Source organism: Phyllobacterium sp. (assembly GCF_037994425.1).
Taxonomy (GTDB): domain Bacteria; phylum Pseudomonadota; class Alphaproteobacteria; order Rhizobiales; family Rhizobiaceae; genus Phyllobacterium.
This window is the reverse complement of the sequence record NZ_JBBNAM010000043.1, coordinates 1-17054: the sequence shown is the minus strand read 5'-3', so window position 1 is coordinate 17054 and position 17054 is coordinate 1. Positions and strand designations below refer to the sequence as shown.

The window sequence follows — 17054 nt, the reverse complement described above, 5'->3', positions numbered from 1 at the left end:
CAATCCCGGCGGATGCACCGGCAATACCGCCAAATCCCAACGCACCGGCGACAAGCGCTATGATCAGAAATATTACAGCATAGTAAAGCATTTAGCGTTCTCCCTATCTCGTCGGGGATGTAACGGGTTGAACGAGATTTGGTTCCCTGCCGGCGTTAAACCTTGGCTTTGCTGCTTTCCTTGAAGAACAAAGCCTGGGTGATCAGAGCCTTCACCATGTCGGGGTTGAACGGCTTTGTCACCAGGAATGTCGGTTCGGGCCGCTCGCCGGTTAGCAGGCGCTCAGGGAACGCTGTAATAAAGATGACCGGAACAGCATCCTGGCTGAGGATATCGTTGACAGCGTCGATGCCAGAGCTGCCATCCGCCAACTGGATATCGGCGAGAATCATGCTTGGCTTGGTCGAGGCGTAGAGCGAAACCGCTTCGTCCTTGGTGCGGGCAATGCCCACGACGCGGTGACCAAGGCTATCGACCATGTGCTCGATATCCATGGCAATCAGCGGCTCATCTTCAATTATGAGGATGTCGGTAGCAATTTGCTTGGAAATGCCGACCGATGCCTCGTCAAGAAGCTCGTAAAGCTCGCCTTCGCTGACATCGAGGATTTCCATCGTCTCGCCCTTGCTGAAGCCTTCGAGACTGATCAGCAGGAATGCCTGGCGGGCCTTTGGCGCGATCGCTGTAAGGTTGGCGGCCGCGTGTTTTTCCCAGCCATATTCCGACTGCAGTTCTAGCGGGCGGACATTCACCGAATTGAAGTGCTTTACCAGCAGTTTGTACAGGCTGACGCGGTCAGAGCCCGTGGTCGGGAAAAGGGAAACGTCGGCAATGAGAATTTCAAGTGTCGCTGCGACGTAGGCATCGCCAGAGGATTGCGAACCGGTGATGGCGCGAGCAAAGCGGCGAAGGTAAGGCAAGTGAGGGGCTATCCGTGTGGATAATGACATATTGAGTTCCCTGTTCTCCGGTGAGTATTGAATGGGCCGGCCTGTGATGAGCGACGAACAGAAACACATTCGCAAAAAAAAAGTTCCCAACAAGGGAACTTTTCGTCTCATTGCGAATTATGAAAGCTAATGTGCTCAACTTATTGAATGAATCCGAAGTACTCTGCGACAACCAGCAAAGATCCTACGAATGAATGCAAGAAAATCCTTAATTGACGCGCCTGAAAAAGCGCGGGTCCGTCGCCGCGACATCAGGAATGCCGAGACTGAGATTGGATTGAAGCTGCGTGCGCTATACGCATCCGTACAGGAGGAGGAGATTCCGGCTCGTTTTCTGGACTTGCTTGAGAAGCTTGACGAGGCTGAACGCAACCACGCGCAAACATCCGAATAGCAGGCTGGTGAATGGTCCACGTATCGACTGATTTCAAGAGAGACTTGATTGCGTCCCTGCCCAAGCTGCGCGCATTCGCCGTATCGTTGATCGGCAATCCGGACAGGGCGGACGACCTCGTCCAGGATACGATCATGAAGGCCTGGGCCAAGCAGGACTCTTTCGAGCCGGGCACCAATATCAAGGCATGGTTGTTCACGATCCTGCGCAACGAATTCTACAGCCAGATGCGCAAGCGCGGGCGCGAAGTGCAGGATTCCGATGGTACGTTCACCGAACAGCTATCGGTGCACCCGGCGCAATATGGTTCACTCGACCTCCAGGATTTCCGCAAGGCGCTCGACAAGTTGCCCGATGATCAGCGTGAAGCGATAATTCTTGTGGGCGCATCAGGTTTTTCTTACGAAGAAGCCGCCGACATTTGTGGTTGCGCTGTCGGTACGATCAAGAGCCGGGTGAGCCGCGCAAGAACGCGGCTGCAGGAGCTCCTCGAGATCCAGGGTGAGGGGGACTACGGCCCGGATTCGATCGCGACGCAGGTCACCTCAAACAAATTCGCCTGAGGCACCGTCCCGGCGCGATGCAGGACTGCGGCCCGACTTGGCCAAGGCGCTGGCTACTGCCCTGACGATCTGGGATTTTCCATACGGCTTTGGAACAACGGGAACATCCGGAAATCCTGCAACGCCGTTGGCCTCATGGTCGTAGGCGGTCGTGAAAACGATGGGTGTGCCGCGGCGCTGCAATTCGGCGGCCGCCGCGAGCGATGAGGCGCCGCGCGCCTGCACTTCGAGGATGGCTATATCGTATTCGGCATTGCCGGAGATCAAGTTCTGCAATTCGCCAATCGTCGCTGTGAGTTGTATCGATCGTGCGCCACATTCTTCTGCTATGCGTTCCAAATCCAGCCCTATCAGATATTCATCCTCAAGGGCCAGAAGCCGCATGCCCGTCATTTCCATTTTCACGTGCTCCTTGTCGGGGAGCCGTTATGCGCGGAGGTGGGGCCACGTGTCATTTAACTAAGACATATCGATTGCAAAGAAGGCACGAGCAATTTGCGGGCATCGTGATAGCGTAGCGAGCGGAACGGGGAACAAAAGCATGAACACAGCCGCCGCATCAACAGCACGCCAGTTTCCCTGCGACAAGTGTCCCTTGCAGGACGTTCCGCACCTCCAGCCACATCAAACGGACGAGATAGCTTTCCTTTCGAGCTTCAAGACAGGGGAGCTTGTTGCCGACACCGGAACCACGGTGCTAGTCGAGGGCGCCAATAGCGCGCATCTGTTCACGGTGCTTTCTGGATGGGGCTTTCGCTACAAGATGCTGGAGGATGGCCGGCGTCAGGTGCTCAACTACATCCTTCCCGGCGATCTCATCGGCCTTCAGGGGTCGCTGATGAAGGAAATGTCCCATTCGATCGAAGCCCTGTCGCCCATGATCCTCTGCGTTTTTCAGCGGGATAAGTTGCCGGCATTGTTCAGCAACTTTCCGAGCCTTGCCTATGACATCACATGGATCGCCTCGCGCGAGGAGCAAATGCTGGATGAGATATTGTTGAGCGTCGGCAGGCGCACGGCACTTGAGCGCGCGGCCTACCTCTTTGCATTTCTCTTCCAACGGGCGAAGTCGGTCGGTATGGTAAAAGGCAACACCTTGGTACTGCCGCTTCGGCAACAGCATGTAGCTGATACGCTCGGTCTTTCGATCGTGCATACCAACAAAACTTTGAAGAAGCTGGCAAGTCGCGGTGCACTCCGCTGGCTGGACCGTGGTTGTGAAGTGCTTGACGAGAAAGTTCTGCTGGACGTGTCAAAATGGGCCGGCCTGCCATCGACCGCCCGACCCTTCATCTAACACTACGTCAGCAGTAGCTTACGTAGCGTTACGTTATAGAGTGGCCGCGCCGGCTTCCGGTTGTTCGGCATTCAACTGGTTCAATGCAAGTTCTATATCCCGAAGGTTGCGCGTCACGCCATCGTCGGGGTCCATCCCACCTTCGGTTGCGGCCCGCTGCAATCCTCGCGCCTCGCTCAAAAGGTCTTCGAGCTTTGCAATTTTCTGTGCCCTACTCAAACCTTGATCGGTGAGAATATCGTTAGCTTCCAGCATGTGTCTCTCCATTTCATGGCCAATCAAGCATTGAACGCTCAACCAAAACGGGACTACCAAATATTTGTTCCCCACGGGAACCATGCATAAATGGTGGCGTTGATGAACCACGACATGGTAACACATGGGAGTGGGGGCGGGTTGCGGAGTACCTCATAGCGACATGAAATCACGGCCAATTTCAGAAAACCTCTTCCAGGCAATGTCCGAGCCAGCACGCTTGGACGTGCTCTCGAATTTGACGACGCTCGGAATCGAAGGCGATTCCGACTTCGATAACATTGCTACGCTCGCACTATCGACGGGAAATGCTGCTGCTGCCCAAATCTCGCTCGTCGATGAGCGGCAAAGCCAGGTCCTGGCTCACAAGGGATCGCTCGGCAGGGCCAATATATGGCCGTTCGAAGCTGCCGCCCTGACAATATCAGAGGCAAGCTGTCTCGTCGTGCTCAACGCGGCGCAGGATGTCCGCTTTGCGGACCTCCACTGTGTCACCCATGCACCCGGCTTGAAGTTTATCGCCGTTGCGCCGATCTGCGTCTCGGACGAATGCATCGGTGCAGTAAGCGTCATGTCGGATGAATCACGAACCGAATTCACCCCCGCACAACAGGACCAGCTTGCAAGCCTGGCGAACATCGCTGGCTCCTTGATCGAACTCAAGCGTGACTCCAGGCAAGGAACCGAGCGTGTCGCTGCTCTGAATCGTGATGACGATCGTAACGCCATGGCCCTCGAAGTTGGGAACGTCGGGAGCTGGGTTTGGGATTTGCGTAGCGGCAGGTTCACCGGCAATCGCATGGCCTATGAAATGCTGGGTCTCGATCCGGATCGGGCTATCAGCGGCGAGGACGTGTTTCGGGCCATGCATCCCGACGATTTTCCTGCGATGAAATATGCGTTCGCGCGCGCGCTTGCGCAAAACCAGGACTATATCGGGGAATTTCGTGCCGCTTCGTCCGGTCAGTGGCTGCTAGGTCGCGGCCGCATTTTCGAGCGTGATGCGTCGGGAAAGCCCGTGGTCGCTGTCGGCGTCAACATTGATATTACAAACACAAAGAATGCCGCCGAGAAGACGCGTTTCCTGCTGCGCGAACTCAATCATCGCGTCAAGAATACGCTGGCCATGCTGCAATCGCTCGCGAGGCAGACGCTCAGTCGCACCTCTGACCCGGCTGAATTCATGGATGCCTTCTCGGGTCGTCTGCGCGCCATCTCTGAAGCGCACACTTTGTTGTCCGATCGTGAATGGAGCGGTATCAGTCTCGTCGACCTGATCACCAAACAGGTCGAACCTTACGCAATTTTCGATGTTGCCCAGATCGAACTCGTCGGCGAGGATATCATGCTGCCCCCGGATCATGCCTTGGGCCTCGGTATTGCGCTGCACGAACTTGCCACCAACGCAGCGAAGTATGGAGCGCTTTCGGTTGCGACCGGTCACGTGCACATAGCGTGGCAACTGGAAGTCGGCCTGCACGAGTCCCGCATCATTATTCGTTGGATCGAATCCGATGGCCCGCGCATCTTGGCGCCGGATAAACGGGGTCTCGGCCTGAAGCTGATCGAGCGAAGTCTCGATAAGGTCCTGTCGAGTAGCGTCCGGCTAAGCTATCCCGAAACAGGCATGGAGGCGCTTATCTCCATGCCGGTCGGCGATTATTCAGATCCCGTCACCCGCTGACGGATCGGGCCGGGGACGCCGTTTTTTCTTCTTGCCGGCAAGAGAGAGACCGCCGAGCGCAACAAGCGGAACTGTCAGCATGAGCAAAGCCCTGGAACGGAACAGCGCTGGCGCTAAAGCGAGCGCGGCAATGGTCAACACCGTTGATGTATCGACCTTTGCCCGTTCTTCCTGGCGGCGCCTCGCGGCCGACGACGCGATTCTCATCGTTATGAAGGCAATGATTGCAAGCCCAAATGCTGAACCCGCAATCATCAGCGCCGCGTTCAAGCGCCCATAATGTTCTGCCAGGCTGATCTGCGCAGCCACCAACAAAAAGATAAAACCCACCGTCACGAGAATCGCGATGATCGCCATGAACGCGGCGCTCTGTTTGGCTCGGCTGACGACCAAACCAACCTCTCCAGCCGCAAGGCTGGTCAAAAGCGGGGCCAGCAGCTTCAGCATGTCAGCGACGGGCAACCAGGGCCAAAAGGAAACCAACGCCAGCGGCGACGGCAATGGCAGTCAGCGGCTTCTCACGCACGGTCTCGGCAATTTGGTCCTCTAACTCGCGCGCTTGTGAGCGCAGGTCTTCAAAGGTTTCCTCCCCTCGCACTTTCGCGGTCTCGAAGGAGCTTGCGGCACTACGCCGAGCGTCTTGCGCCGTGTTCTTGCCGATCTTGGCGAGTGTCGTCGTGATCTTCGCAATATCTTCCCTCAAAGCCGCCACTTGGGCCTGCAGATCGGGATTGGATTCGGTCGCGTCATCGACCGCCTTGCGGACCTTCGAGGAGACAGAGGCCATGAGAAAACTCCTTTAAGAAAATGGCTGCATATGCTGCGGGAACGTTGCTCATAGGCATTTGTTCCACGCTTGAAAACGTATCGCAAGCTGACAAGCCTAAGATGGCTAACGCGACGCCGGCTGTTTCGCCGGCGTGAAAGGGAGTGATTTAAGAAAGGTAGCCGAGCAACCAAAGAATGAGGATGATCGGAAGGGGCAATCCTATAAGCCAAAGCAAAACACCACGCATCATGTCTGAAAACTCCTTGCTAAAGTTAAATCCTGCCCATCAAGAGCAAGATAAGAACGACGACCAGAACTATTCCGAGCAGCCCAGAAGGGCCGTAACCCCAGCTTCTTGCGTGCGGCCAACTCGGAAAGACACCGATCAACGCCAGAATGAGAATTATGATCAACAATGTCGTCAGTGACATTCCATGTCTCCCTATCGGTGGCGTATCGTCCCGTTCGAAACACGTGAAATGAATTTTGGTTCCTCCAGGCCTCTGCGTGTCGGGTCATGCGTGGTAGGAACGGACATGGACCCATGCAACCAATTTGAGCCGGCTTCGTTTCCATTTCGGGTTGCAACGGGAGCGTGTTATTGATGGACCTCAGATTGGGGGATTTTCATGCCGTCTGAGGATAGCGGAGCGAAGTCTCCGCGTGCGGTCGAACGGGTTACTTTGCGTTCGGTTCCGCCGCCCGTGGTGACCGATGCGCAGCAGCAATTTCCGCCCATAGTCGTCGCCATAGCCATCGTTGCGGCGCTCTATTTTGCCCGCGATGTTTTCGTGCCGCTGGCGATGGCCCTGCTTTTGACCTTCGCCCTTTCACCGGTTGTGACAAGGCTGCACCGATCCGGCATTCCGAGGGCCTTTGCAGTCATCAGCGTCGTTGTCATGGCGTTTCTTGTCATCTTCGTCTTTGTGAGCGTTGTCGTCAGTCAGCTGACGGTGCTCGCCCAAAACCTCCCAAGTTACCAATACAATATCGAAGCCAAGATCCGCACGGTAAAAGAAGCGCAGTCCGGCAACAGCGTTTTTGATCGGGGTGCGCGCATGCTGAAGCGGTTCAGCGAGGAGATCGGCCGTTCCGACGAGGTTGAGCGTTTTCCAGTCGATGCGGAAAAGAAGCCTGATCCCCAGCACGAGCGACCACAAAACGTGGAGACCGGCCAGCCTAACGACGCCCCGTTGCAGGGGAAGGACCCCAACAAGCCGGTTCCGGTCGAGATAAAATATCCGCCACCCGATCCGCTGAGCTTGCTTCAGACCTTTGCTGGACCGCTTATTCAACCGTTGGCAACGATCGGCATCATCATCGTCGTGGTGATCTTCATGCTGATGCGCCGCGAAGACCTTCGCGACCGTTTCATAAAATTGGTTGGCGCAAGCGACATCCACCGAACGACGACCGCGCTGCATGATGCGGGAAAGCGCGTGGGGCAGTATCTGTTGATGCAACTGGTCATTAACATAAGCTTCGGTGTTCCGATCGGCATCGGTCTATGGTTCATCGGGATTCCCAATCCGATGTTGTGGGGCATGCTCGCAATCGTCCTGCGCTTCGTGCCTTACATCGGTCCAATCATGGCCGCTGCCTTTCCGCTTATTCTCTCGCTCGCCGTTGATCCGGGCTGGATGCTGCTATTCTGGACAGGTGCCTTGTTCATCGTGCTTGAACTCATCAGCAGCAACGTCATGGAGCCCTTGCTCTACGGATCGAGGACCGGCCTATCGCCCGTTGCCATCCTCATGGCCGCTATCGTCTGGACCTGGATCTGGGGACCAATCGGGTTGATACTTTCGACCCCCCTGACCGTTTGTCTTGTCGTTCTCGGCAGGCATGTGCCGAAGTTCGAGTTCCTCGACGTTCTCCTGGGCAACGAGCCTGTGCTCTCGCCCCCGCAGCAGCTCTACCAGCGGCTGTTGTCGGGCGATCCCGACGAGGCAACCGAAAAGGCGGAGGAGTTTCTGCAGTCTTCCAATATCGAGGACTACTATGCCTCGGTCGCGATACCGGCGTTGTTCCTCGCTGAGAACGACAGGGGGAGAGGCGTACTCGACGCGGCCCGCCGGAGCCGCGTCGCGCAGGGAACCGTCCTTCTCGTGGAAAACCTTTCGGAACATCAGGACGAAGACGAGGAAGAAGACGGCGACAAGGATGAGACTGAAAAGAAGGACGAGCGGCCGGCTGCCAGACCGAAAAAAGTCAAGCCCAAGGACGCGCCGCCTGAAGAAGAAACCAGAATCGCCATGTCCGCCGGGGGCCGTGGCGAACTCGACGATGCAGCGGCGGTCATCATGGGAGATATACTGGAGCGGCGCGGTTTCGAAGTGCGTGACATAGCCCATGACGAACTGGAGTCGGGGAGTATCGGTAAGCTTGATCTTACGGGTGTCAGCGTGATCCATGTCAGCTATCTCAATGTTTCATCCGTTGCGCACGCGCGTTATCTGGTGCGGCGCATAAGACGCCGGAACGGACGGATTAAGATCGTCATCAGTTTCTGGTCTGAGGACTCCGACAATTTCGACGGCGAGAAGTTCGTGGGCTCGACTCGCAATTGCCATTTCGCGCCCTCGGTGGAAGCTGCGCTGGAGATCGTAAGCGCATAAGCTTGGGACCTTTGACAGGAGATCTCGGGGAAAGATCCCGAGGTTGGAACCAAGATAGGGCTGACACGTTTCGAGGTTGCTGGCTAACCCCAGCCAGTGGCGTAAGGACCCGGTGCCTGTTCCCCCGTGGGCGCCGGGTCACACATTTTTGAACATTCTCAATGTTTTCAATGAATTAACACCGTCATTAGCGGAACCTTGCCAGTCTTTGTCCGTTTCTAATTGGTAAACGCACACTTAAGGAGCGGACGAATGGGTAGCACCAGTGACAAAGTATCCGGTACGGCCAACAAGGCTGCTGGCAATCTCAAGCAGGCTGCAGGCAAGATGACCGGTTCACGAAAGATGGAAGCCGAAGGCAAGGCCCAGGAGGTTAAGGGCCAGGCTCAGGTAGCTAAGGGCAAGGCCAAGGACGCGGTTAAAAAGGTCGTCGATAGAGCCTGATATTGCAGTTTGTTATTTTGGTTTGGCCGGCTCGACATGGGGCCGGCCACTTGCTTTGCTGCTATCCTGGACTGGATATATGTCGGATAAGAGAATATTTTGGAACAGACGCCAAAACCTTTGATTTCGGCACTTTGGGAAGAGGCATAAAGGAGGATTGGATGAGCCAGAGAGCGATCGATTTTGTCAACAACTGGATCTCAACCAATGTAAATACCAACCGGCCCGCCGACATGGCGCATCATGACCGGCGTCCGAAACAGCTGGCAGAAAAATGTGCGGCCGATGCGGAGGCCGCGGGCATTTCGTTTTCGGAGATTAAGGATGGCCTGGGCGATCTCGAGATCTGCATGATCACCGCCATCGACCGCGCTGCCTTTGCCAAGGAGGACAAGCAAGCTTAATCGGTCGGCTAGTGAAAATCCCTCGATTTCGGCAAGATGCGCACGTTGCGCGGATGGCGCCCACGCGATTCCTCGGAAACCGGGTGAGCAACCTCATCGCTGTGGGACACGGGTAGAGCCGCGAGCTGTTCGGAAAGCCGATAGAGCTCATTCGTCCTGTCAGAAAGCTTCGTTGCGACGACATGCACGACGTTTTCGGCGCTTTGCACCGTCCCTTCGATCAGGATCAGGCGTGCACCCATCACTTCCCTTCGGTATTTTTCGAGGAGTTTCTTCCACACAACGATATTGGCGATACCAGTCTCATCTTCGATGGTCATGAAGACAACACCTTTGGCGCTTCCTGGCCGCTGCCTGACGGTCACGACCCCGGCAACCTTGACGCGGCGGTTATTGCCCACCCTGTTTGCTTGCCTGCATGTCAGAATATTCTCCTCGGCAAACGTCTCGCGCAGGAACTGCATGGGGTGGCCCTTCAGGGAGAGTCGTGTCGATTCGTAATCCGCAACGACATGTTCTGAGAGCTTCATCGAAGGCAGCCTTGTCTCAGCTTCCTCCGGCTCGTTAGTGTCGGCTGCAAGGAAAAGCGGCAGGGTTTCATCATTTGGCAGGCGGCGCACCGCCCACAGCGCCTCGCGGCGCGCAATCCCGAGCGAACGGAAAGCATCGGCATCGGCAAGCAGCACATAGGCCCGTCGCTCGAGCCGCGTCAGGCGACGAAATTCTTCAATGTTGGTGTAGGCAGAGCGGCGTTTGGCTTGAATGATATCGGCCCAGTCTTTGGAAAAACCGCCGATCTGGCGCAACCCCAAGCGCATGACAAGCTCACGGCCCTTCTTTTCCAGTGTGTTATCCCAGCTGCTGAAATTGATATCGGCTGCACGGATTTCCACGCCGTGCTCGCGCGCGTCGCGAACGATTTGTGCCGGCGCATAAAAGCCCATGGGCTGCGAATTCAAGAGTGCAGCGGCAAAGGCTGCCGGGTGATGACATTTGATCCACGAGGAAATGTAGACGAGGATGGCAAAGCTGGCGGCGTGGCTTTCAGGAAAGCCATATTCGCCAAAGCCCTTGATCTGGTTGAAGCAATTTTCGGCGAAGCTACGCTCGTAGCCGCGACGGACCATGCCGTTCACCATCTTCTGCTCCATCTGATTGATCGTACCGACACGACGGAACGTCGCCATGGCACGGCGCAATTGGTTGGCTTCGTCGGGAGTAAACTTCGCCGCTTCAATGGCGATGCGCATTGCCTGTTCCTGGAAGAGCGGAACTCCAAGGGTCTTTTCGAGAACGTTGCGCAACTCATTTTTGTCGCCATGGTGCGGCGAAGGTGCAGGGTAGAAAACAGGTTCGAGCTTGTTACGGCGGCGCAGATAGGGATGTACCATGTCGCCCTGGATCGGGCCAGGACGGACAATGGCAACCTCGATCACCAGGTCATAGAATTCTCTGGGACGCAGGCGCGGCAGCATGTTCATCTGGGCGCGGCTTTCCACCTGGAAGACGCCAAGGGAATCGGCATTGCAGAGCATGTCGTAGACCCTTGAATCCTCCTTGGGAACCGTTGCCAGCTCAAAGCGCTCGCCGCCATGCAGCTGAATGAGATCGAAGGCCTTGCGGATGCAGGTCAGCATGCCGAGCGCCAGAACATCCACCTTCATGATATTGAGCGCATCGATATCGTCCTTGTCCCATTCGATGAAGGATCGATCGGCCATGGCGGCTGGACCGATGGGAACGGTTTCATCGAGCCGCTCCTGCGTCAGCACGAAGCCGCCGACATGCTGGGAGAGGTGGCGTGGAAAACCGATCAGTTCAGTTGCGAGTCTGACTGCGCGCCTTATCATCACGTTCTCAGGATCAAGACCTGCCTGACGCACCTCCTGCTTCTCGACCGCCGAGCCCCAGCTGCCCCAGACCGTGTTGGCAAGCGCTGCGGTTACGTCCTCGGTCAGGCCCAGGGCCTTGCCGACATCGCGAATGGCGCTGCGCGGACGATAGCTGATCACCGTGGCGACAATGGCTGCACGATGGCGTCCATATCGCTCATAGACCCATTGCATCACCTCCTCGCGACGCTCGTGCTCGAAGTCGACGTCAATATCCGGCGGCTCCTTGCGCTCTGCCGATAGAAAGCGCTCGAACAGAAGGTTGATCTTGACCGGATCAACCGCGGTGATGCCGAGGCAGTAGCAAACTGCGGAATTTGCCGAAGAGCCCCGTCCCTGACACAGGATATTCTGCGAACGGGCAAAAGTGACGATGTCGTAGACAGTTAGGAAATAGGGTGCATAGTTGAGCTGGCCGATCAGCGCCAATTCCTTTTCGAGGAGCTTGCTTACCTTGTCGGGAATGCCTTCCGCATAGCGCTTTGCGGCGCCTTTCCAAGTCTCGTCGATAAGGTGCTGTTGGGGCGTTTTGCCGGGCGGTACAGGTTCATCAGGATAGTTGTATTTCAACTGGTCGAGAGAGAATCGTATCGGCTCGATAAAGCGGCGTATCTCGGGAAGGGCTGCAGGAAAATGCCGGAAAAGCCGTTGCATTTCTTGCGGAGATTTCATATGCCGCTCGGCATTCTTTTCGAGACGCTTGCCCGCTTCATCGATCGTCACATGTTCGCGGATGCAGGTCAGGACATCCTGTAGCGGACGGCGCGAAGGGGTGTGATAGAGCACATCGTTGGTTGCCAGCAGAGGAACATCCGCCCTTGCCGCCATGCGTGCCAGCCTTTCGCCATGGCGTCTGTCGGCGCCCTGATGCGGCATGGCAAGGCCAAGCCAGACCGAGCCTGGAGCAGCAAGCGACAATTTACTGAGAAAGGCGGTTAGGTCCCCGTTCCCATGGCCAGGCATGACGATGATCTGGAAGTCCCTGGCCCGGAATTGAAAATCCTCGAACCTTAGATGGCATTCGCCTTTGATCGCGGATCGAACCTTGCCTTCGCTCAACAATCGGCAGAGCTGGCCATAGGCGGCGCGGTCGCGCGGGTATACAAGCAAGTCTGGCGTATCGTCGATGAAGGTGAGCCTGCAACCGATGAAGAGCTTGAGATCAATTCCGGTCGCCTTTTGCAGGTCCTTATGCGCGGTATAGGCGCGAACCACCCCGGCAAGCGTATTGCGGTCGGCAATGCCGAGCCCGTCAAGGCCAAGAAGGGCAGCAGCCCTGACGAGTTCCTCCGGTTGTGATGCGCCTTCCAGAAATGAGAAATTACTGGTGACGGCAAGCTCGCTATAATTCATGCGAAAAGCCCGTGCAGATACCAGCGGGGATTCGGGGTGCCTCGCTCTAGCAAACCTTCCCTGAAGACCCAGAAGCGTTTTCCGGAACTATCCTCCAGCCGGTAATAGTCCCTCGTCAGCGCGCCTGAATGCTCCCGCCACCATTCCGGCGCGATACGTTCTGGCCCTTCGGCAAGGACGACATTATGCCGGACCCGTCGCCAGACGAATTGGGCGGGAGGCGCATCGGGAACCTCGAAGGTCGCCTCGATTCGTTCGGGTGGCTGGAAAAGCCTGACTGGCCGTTCGGGGGGCTCCCCTGCAGGCTGCGTAGACCATGCAGCAGGCCCCTCCCGTCTGGTTTTTGACGCGGGTTCGAGAGACACCGCGCGTTCTGGGATATGCGTGTCGACAGGGACAGGACGTAGGATACGGCTATTTCCTAGACGGATGGATAGCCGGTCTATCAACCTGTCCACCTCCTCGGTTTCCTGCTCGCGATCGTCGAGGCTTTTCTGCTGATGCCGGGTTCGCTCCGTGCGCAGGGCGCCGAGCCGGATCATGTCGAAGCCGAAGCCGGCATCGAGCGGTTCGGCGAGGGTGGACAGGCGCTCCTTGACGAGGCGCATCAGGGTTTTCGTATCGTTAAGGGGTCTCCCTGCTTCGATGCACAGCCGGCGCACATTGCCGTCGGTGCGGAAAAAGCTCGCTTCGATTTCGCGCGCGCCTTCTACCCGCTGTCCAAGGCGAATAAAAAGCTCGTCTGCCAGCGCAAGAAGCACCAATTCGACCGACTCCATGGCAATCAATGGCTCGGCCATGCGTCTTTCAACCATGCATACTGGCACGATGCGTCGCGGCGAAATCGGTTCGCTCTGCCTGCCGAACAGTGCGTCGAGACGCGCAACGAGACCTTCCCCGAAGCGGGCTGTCAGGGCTGCCCGCGGTAAAACATCAAGGTCGCCAACCGTACGCAAACCTGCACGCCGAAGACCAGCGAGATGAGCGTCTTCGAGATCGAGACTGACAAGGGGCATGGCATAGAGACGGCGCGTCTGGTCGGAAGGATCGATGATGCCTCCCGACGAATGGCGTGCGAGCGCGCTCGCAGCTGCCGCATTGCCGGCAATTGCCGCCTGCACGATCATGCCATGCCGGTTCAATTGCCGATGAATGTCCTCAAGCAGTGCTGCTTCATCGCCAAAAAGATGGATACAACCTGTCATGTCGAGAAGCAGTCCGTGCGGCGCATCGATTGCGACCAGAGGCGTATAGCGATCGCACCAGTCGGCGAGCTTTTCCAGGAGCTCAACATCCTTGCGGGGCGAGGCGAAGGCGATGTCGAGCTTCTCGAATTGGGCGCGTGCGTCAGTCAGGGCCATGCCTTTATAGAGGCCGGCCTTGGCAGCGCGTTCATCGACGGCCGTCAGCCGCAAGGCATTGGCGAGCTTGTCCACCACGATCAGGTTCTGGTCAGTAAGGCCGCGTGCCGGATTTTCGCGTTTGAGGCGGTCGGTAGGCAGGTGCGGGAACCACATCGCCAGAAATCGGTTCGATCTGTTGGAACACATGGTCTTCACTCTCCCATTGCAGGATCCAATGGCCGGTCATGCCCTGCCGGTTTCGAATGAGTGTGGCATCGAACACAGGATGGCCAAGGGCGCCCGCACCGCTCGATTGTGAGGCGGCGGACCGGACGAGCCAGCGCGTTGTCGCGGCATTTTCACTTGGACTAGCGCCGAGGCGTAAGAGAAAGGCGGGAACGTCCGTCTGCTGTGCAGAAAGCAGCAACTTGCGAGAGGCAGTGAGGTCGAGGCATTTCGGGTTGCTCCAGGGTGCGATAATGACCGCACCTGTGCCGCGAATGCCCAGACTATCCGCGGCTGCCTTCAAGACATCCTGAGACGAGGGGCATCGCACGATGATGAGGCGTTGTGGGTCGAGGCCAATGTTCTTGAGACCCGGCGCATAAGGAAATCCGTGTTCCTGCGCTGCAAAATCCTCTTCAAGCCAGAGAATCAGGCTTTGACCTGGCGCGGCACGGAGGGCTAGCGCTGCGACAAAGCCTGTCGCAGCGCCCGCATCACCAGCCGCATCCGCAAAGATTTCGTGGACTGCACCCCGTTCCGTACCATGCCGAAAGACACGGTCAATCGTATCGAGGCCGAAGGTAAAAGCAGAGCGCTTCGCGGCAGGCTGATGGCCTGCGCTCAAAGACGCAATGTCGCGCCGCAACGCCGTAAGATCGACGGTTGTAGCCACTTATTCAACCTCTTATGTTCATGATATGTTCTATTATGGAATCCAATGACGGGAAGAGTCAAGCAGGGCGAGAAGACATTTGGAAGCGGGTTGGCCATCAAAGAAACGCGTCATTCCAGGCAGCGCAGAAATGGCTTGAAAAAACCGTACAAATATATACGGTAAATCCGTATGGCTAAAACGGTAAAACAAACTGCACGACGCGACCGGATCGAAGCGGCGGCCTATGCCGTCCTTCACGACGTCGGCTACAAAAGCGCTTCCTTACTCGCCGTTGCGCGCCGCGCCGGCGCATCCAACGAAACCCTCTACAATTGGTACGAGAATAAACAGGCACTCTTTCGCTCTCTCGTGGAAACCAATGCGCTTCACGCAAAGCAACAGCTGGAAGACTCGCTTGCCAAGAACGACGATCCCCTCGCCGCGCTTTCAGCGCTTGGCCCCATTCTTCTAGCGCTCGTCGTCAGCGAGAAAGCTGTCACGCTCAACCGCGCTGCCGCCGGAGACGTCAAGGATACCGCCACGCTCGGACCCGCTATCGCTGCTCTGGGACGCAATACCATCGTGCCGCTCCTGCGCGAACTCATTGCGCGCGCCGAGCGCTCCAACCTTATTGCTTGCGAGGATTCGATGGAGGCGACCGAGATATATATCCGTTTGCTCATAGGCGATCTTCAAATCCGGCGGGTCATCGGTGTCCTCGACGAGTTGTCCCCGCATGACATCGACAAGCGTGCCCAACAGGCATTCGCTCTGTTCCTGCGCCTTTATCCCCGCGACGCTCCAACAGGCAAGGGCACTCTTGAATGAAGAAGATTCTACTCTATCCGCTTGCAGGACTTTCAGTGATCCTTAGCGGTGCAATCTTCGGTTTTTTCTACGCGTGGATTTGCTCAACCATGTGGGGATTGGATGCGGCGGATCCACGCGTAGCCATTGCCGCCATGCAGGCTATGAATGCTTCGGTTCGCAATGCGGTCTTCGCACCGGCATTCTTCGGCACCCCAGTCGTTCTGTTGGTGACAGCTGTTGTCGCCTATTCGTCAGGACACAAAAGCGCGGCCATTTTCTTCTCGGCTGGAGCGATCGTATATTTCCTCGGCGGCCTTTTGCTGACGATGACCGTCAATGTGCCGATGAACCAGGCGCTGGCTGAAGTCACGGTCCCTGCTGACGAAGCCACTGCCCGCATTATCTGGCAGAACTATTCACCGGTCTGGCAGTTCTGGAACAAGATGCGGGCACTAACGAGTGGCGTGACCTTGGCGTTGACCGGGCTGGCACTTTTCACGCTCAGCGATCGATACGCGTCGAGAGAATGATCGACGACATGGTGCGTTCAACGCCCTCAAGCGCACCAATCTGATCGAGCAACCGGTCAAGTTCCTGAATCGAAGGCGCTTCAACGATTACGATCATGTCGAACTGCCCGCTGACCGAATGCAACTTCCTCACCCAGGGGATCTTTTTCAGGGCCGATTCGACTTTGACGGCAAGTTTCGGCAAGGCCGTAACAAGCACATGGGCTCTGACGAGGTTCTGCTCATACTCCGGCGAGAGTTGGACGCCATAGCCACGGATCATCCCGCGCTTTTCCAACCGTTCGATACGGCTTTGCACCGTTGTACGCGAGACGCCAAGCTTGCGGGCAAGGTCGGCAGTCGAGGCCCTTGCGTTCTCACGCAGCAGTGAAAGCAGGGCATGATCGGCTTCTGTCAGCATAATGACCAATCTATACGTCGTAATGCCAAAAAATAGGATGTTATATCGTCAGTTTACACACTTCATTTCGCCGAGCAACCTGCGAAATTCCTATGAGTTTTTTATCCATGGGGAATCATATGAAAGAGATCGTTGTCGTAGGCGCAGGCAAAATCGGCGGAACAATCGCCAATCTTCTCGCTGGCACAGGAGATTACAGCGTCACGGTCGTCGACCGCGCGCAAACCCAGCTCGATGCGCTCGATATTTCGGCCAACGTTGCGACCAAATGCATCGAAATCGGTGAAGCCGGCGCCCTTGAACGGGTCCTCGAAGGCAAGTTCGCGGTGCTGAGCGCGGCACCGTTTCACTTGACCACACGCATTGCCGAAGCAGCAGCCAAGTCCAGCGTCCACTATCTCGATCTGACCGAAGACGTTGCAAGCACACGCATCGTCAAGCAGCTGTCGGCTACGGCAAAGACTGCCT

General features: G+C 56.8%; 21 protein-coding genes. 10 read left to right on the top strand and 11 right to left on the bottom strand.

The genetic code is table 11. From position 1 onward, the window contains the following. On the bottom strand, positions 1-91 hold a 91-nt coding region (locus AAAB35_RS02745; RefSeq protein ID WP_340666702.1), incomplete at its 3' end, for a DUF1328 domain-containing protein. 64 nt (positions 92-155) lie between these two features. Further along, positions 156-950, bottom strand: a complete 795-nt coding sequence (locus AAAB35_RS02740; RefSeq protein ID WP_340666700.1) for a response regulator — start codon at positions 948-950, stop codon at positions 156-158. Between the two features lie 190 nt (positions 951-1140). On the opposite strand from AAAB35_RS02740, the gene AAAB35_RS02735 reads away from it, so the two are divergent. Together AAAB35_RS02735 and AAAB35_RS02730 are read left to right on the top strand one after the other, a co-directional pair. Beyond that, a complete protein-coding gene (locus AAAB35_RS02735; protein ID WP_340666699.1) occupies positions 1141-1344 on the top strand; it encodes a NepR family anti-sigma factor in 204 nt (67 codons plus the stop codon). Between the two features lie 11 nt (positions 1345-1355). Then, entirely contained in the window at positions 1356-1907 is a 552-nt protein-coding gene (locus AAAB35_RS02730) for an RNA polymerase sigma factor (protein WP_340666698.1), read from the top strand. On the opposite strand, the gene AAAB35_RS02725 is transcribed toward AAAB35_RS02730, so the two are convergent. After that, positions 1890-2306: a hypothetical protein gene (locus tag AAAB35_RS02725; RefSeq protein ID WP_340666697.1), complete on the bottom strand. Its 417-nt coding sequence runs from the start codon at positions 2304-2306 to the stop codon at positions 1890-1892. The two genes, AAAB35_RS02730 and AAAB35_RS02725, sit on opposite strands and share 18 nt — an antisense overlap. 142 nt (positions 2307-2448) lie before the next feature. Between AAAB35_RS02725 and AAAB35_RS02720 the strand changes: the two genes are divergently transcribed. Next, the gene (locus AAAB35_RS02720) at positions 2449-3204 is read left to right on the top strand and encodes a Crp/Fnr family transcriptional regulator (RefSeq protein ID WP_340666696.1); all 756 of its coding nucleotides are present in this window, start codon (positions 2449-2451) and stop codon (positions 3202-3204) included. Between the two features lie 33 nt (positions 3205-3237). Here the strand turns inward: AAAB35_RS02720 and AAAB35_RS02715 are convergent, their stop codons facing one another. Beyond that, a complete protein-coding gene (locus tag AAAB35_RS02715) occupies positions 3238-3459 on the bottom strand; it encodes a hypothetical protein (protein WP_340666695.1) in 222 nt (73 codons plus the stop codon). A 163-nt stretch (positions 3460-3622) separates the two neighbouring features. On the opposite strand from AAAB35_RS02715, the gene AAAB35_RS02710 reads away from it, so the two are divergent. Further along, on the top strand, positions 3623-5143 hold the full coding sequence (locus AAAB35_RS02710) for an HWE histidine kinase domain-containing protein (protein WP_340666694.1): 1521 nt from the start codon (positions 3623-3625) through the stop codon (positions 5141-5143). On the opposite strand, the gene AAAB35_RS02705 is transcribed toward AAAB35_RS02710, so the two are convergent. From AAAB35_RS02705 to AAAB35_RS02695, 3 genes are all read right to left on the bottom strand, one after another. Then, a complete protein-coding gene (locus AAAB35_RS02705; RefSeq protein ID WP_340666693.1) occupies positions 5123-5590 on the bottom strand; it encodes a hypothetical protein in 468 nt (155 codons plus the stop codon). The genes AAAB35_RS02710 and AAAB35_RS02705 overlap by 21 nt on opposite strands. 1 nt (position 5591) lies before the next feature. Further along, positions 5592-5930, bottom strand: coding sequence for a DNA gyrase subunit B (locus AAAB35_RS02700; protein ID WP_340666692.1), 339 nt, complete (start codon positions 5928-5930; stop codon positions 5592-5594). Positions 5931-6184: 254 nt separating this feature from the next. Further along, the gene (locus AAAB35_RS02695) at positions 6185-6343 is read right to left on the bottom strand and encodes a DUF3309 family protein (RefSeq protein ID WP_340666691.1); all 159 of its coding nucleotides are present in this window, start codon (positions 6341-6343) and stop codon (positions 6185-6187) included. Between the two features lie 198 nt (positions 6344-6541). Between AAAB35_RS02695 and AAAB35_RS02690 the strand changes: the two genes are divergently transcribed. The 3 genes from AAAB35_RS02690 to AAAB35_RS02680 all read left to right on the top strand — a co-directional run bounded on the left by AAAB35_RS02690 (position 6542) and on the right by AAAB35_RS02680 (position 9378). After that, entirely contained in the window at positions 6542-8530 is a 1989-nt protein-coding gene (locus tag AAAB35_RS02690; protein WP_340666690.1) for an AI-2E family transporter, read from the top strand. Positions 8531-8782: 252 nt separating this feature from the next. Then, positions 8783-8974, top strand: a complete 192-nt coding sequence (locus AAAB35_RS02685) for a CsbD family protein (protein ID WP_340666689.1) — start codon at positions 8783-8785, stop codon at positions 8972-8974. 161 nt (positions 8975-9135) lie between these two features. Further along, positions 9136-9378 (top strand): hypothetical protein, encoded by a 243-nt coding sequence (locus AAAB35_RS02680; protein WP_340666688.1) that lies wholly within the window; start codon positions 9136-9138, stop codon positions 9376-9378. A gap of 8 nt (positions 9379-9386) precedes the next feature. Here AAAB35_RS02680 and AAAB35_RS02675 read toward each other — a convergent pair whose 3' ends face one another. The 3 genes from AAAB35_RS02675 to AAAB35_RS02665 are packed head-to-tail and all read right to left on the bottom strand — an operon-like array spanning position 9387 to position 14864. Then, the gene (locus tag AAAB35_RS02675) at positions 9387-12623 is read right to left on the bottom strand and encodes an error-prone DNA polymerase (RefSeq protein WP_340666687.1); all 3237 of its coding nucleotides are present in this window, start codon (positions 12621-12623) and stop codon (positions 9387-9389) included. Beyond that, on the bottom strand, positions 12620-14062 hold the full coding sequence (locus AAAB35_RS02670) for a DNA polymerase Y family protein (RefSeq protein ID WP_340666701.1): 1443 nt from the start codon (positions 14060-14062) through the stop codon (positions 12620-12622). Before AAAB35_RS02670 ends, AAAB35_RS02675 begins: the two co-directional genes overlap by 4 nt. 13 nt (positions 14063-14075) lie before the next feature. Further along, on the bottom strand, positions 14076-14864 hold the full coding sequence (locus tag AAAB35_RS02665; protein ID WP_340666686.1) for a hypothetical protein: 789 nt from the start codon (positions 14862-14864) through the stop codon (positions 14076-14078). A 171-nt stretch (positions 14865-15035) separates the two neighbouring features. Here AAAB35_RS02665 and AAAB35_RS02660 point away from each other — a divergent pair, with 171 nt between their 5' ends. Then, positions 15036-15674, top strand: coding sequence for a TetR/AcrR family transcriptional regulator (locus AAAB35_RS02660; RefSeq protein ID WP_340666685.1), 639 nt, complete (start codon positions 15036-15038; stop codon positions 15672-15674). After that, on the top strand, positions 15671-16186 hold the full coding sequence (locus AAAB35_RS02655; RefSeq protein ID WP_340666684.1) for an anthrone oxygenase family protein: 516 nt from the start codon (positions 15671-15673) through the stop codon (positions 16184-16186). The genes AAAB35_RS02660 and AAAB35_RS02655 overlap by 4 nt, the downstream gene beginning before the upstream one ends. Here AAAB35_RS02655 and AAAB35_RS02650 read toward each other — a convergent pair. Continuing rightward, complete coding sequence (locus AAAB35_RS02650; protein WP_340666683.1) at positions 16158-16586, bottom strand: Lrp/AsnC family transcriptional regulator; 429 nt, start codon at positions 16584-16586, stop codon at positions 16158-16160. The two genes, AAAB35_RS02655 and AAAB35_RS02650, sit on opposite strands and share 29 nt — an antisense overlap. A gap of 119 nt (positions 16587-16705) precedes the next feature. On the opposite strand from AAAB35_RS02650, the gene AAAB35_RS02645 reads away from it, so the two are divergent. Next, the coding region (locus AAAB35_RS02645) for a saccharopine dehydrogenase NADP-binding domain-containing protein (protein WP_340666682.1) at positions 16706-17054 on the top strand (349 nt) is incomplete at its 3' end.

Excerpts from the sequence above, each read along its gene's own strand:
- AAAB35_RS02650 (WP_340666683.1), bottom strand. The coding sequence starts at position 16,586 with ATGCTGACAGAAGCCGATCATGCCCTGCTTTCACTGCTGCGTGAGAAC.
- AAAB35_RS02725 (WP_340666697.1), bottom strand. The coding sequence starts at position 2,306 with ATGGAAATGACGGGCATGCGGCTTCTGGCCCTTGAGGATGAATATCTG.
- AAAB35_RS02680 (WP_340666688.1), top strand. The coding sequence starts at position 9,136 with ATGAGCCAGAGAGCGATCGATTTTGTCAACAACTGGATCTCAACCAAT.
- AAAB35_RS02735 (WP_340666699.1), top strand. The coding sequence starts at position 1,141 with ATGAATGCAAGAAAATCCTTAATTGACGCGCCTGAAAAAGCGCGGGTC.
- AAAB35_RS02700 (WP_340666692.1), bottom strand. The coding sequence starts at position 5,930 with ATGGCCTCTGTCTCCTCGAAGGTCCGCAAGGCGGTCGATGACGCGACC.
- AAAB35_RS02730 (WP_340666698.1), top strand. The coding sequence starts at position 1,356 with ATGGTCCACGTATCGACTGATTTCAAGAGAGACTTGATTGCGTCCCTG.
- AAAB35_RS02675 (WP_340666687.1), bottom strand. The coding sequence starts at position 12,623 with ATGAATTATAGCGAGCTTGCCGTCACCAGTAATTTCTCATTTCTGGAA.
- AAAB35_RS02655 (WP_340666684.1), top strand. The coding sequence starts at position 15,671 with ATGAAGAAGATTCTACTCTATCCGCTTGCAGGACTTTCAGTGATCCTT.
- AAAB35_RS02705 (WP_340666693.1), bottom strand. The coding sequence starts at position 5,590 with ATGCTGAAGCTGCTGGCCCCGCTTTTGACCAGCCTTGCGGCTGGAGAG.
- AAAB35_RS02660 (WP_340666685.1), top strand. The coding sequence starts at position 15,036 with ATGGCTAAAACGGTAAAACAAACTGCACGACGCGACCGGATCGAAGCG.
- AAAB35_RS02685 (WP_340666689.1), top strand. The coding sequence starts at position 8,783 with ATGGGTAGCACCAGTGACAAAGTATCCGGTACGGCCAACAAGGCTGCT.
- AAAB35_RS02695 (WP_340666691.1), bottom strand. The coding sequence starts at position 6,343 with ATGTCACTGACGACATTGTTGATCATAATTCTCATTCTGGCGTTGATC.
- AAAB35_RS02715 (WP_340666695.1), bottom strand. The coding sequence starts at position 3,459 with ATGCTGGAAGCTAACGATATTCTCACCGATCAAGGTTTGAGTAGGGCA.
- AAAB35_RS02710 (WP_340666694.1), top strand. The coding sequence starts at position 3,623 with ATGAAATCACGGCCAATTTCAGAAAACCTCTTCCAGGCAATGTCCGAG.
- AAAB35_RS02740 (WP_340666700.1), bottom strand. The coding sequence starts at position 950 with ATGTCATTATCCACACGGATAGCCCCTCACTTGCCTTACCTTCGCCGC.
- AAAB35_RS02720 (WP_340666696.1), top strand. The coding sequence starts at position 2,449 with ATGAACACAGCCGCCGCATCAACAGCACGCCAGTTTCCCTGCGACAAG.
- AAAB35_RS02690 (WP_340666690.1), top strand. The coding sequence starts at position 6,542 with ATGCCGTCTGAGGATAGCGGAGCGAAGTCTCCGCGTGCGGTCGAACGG.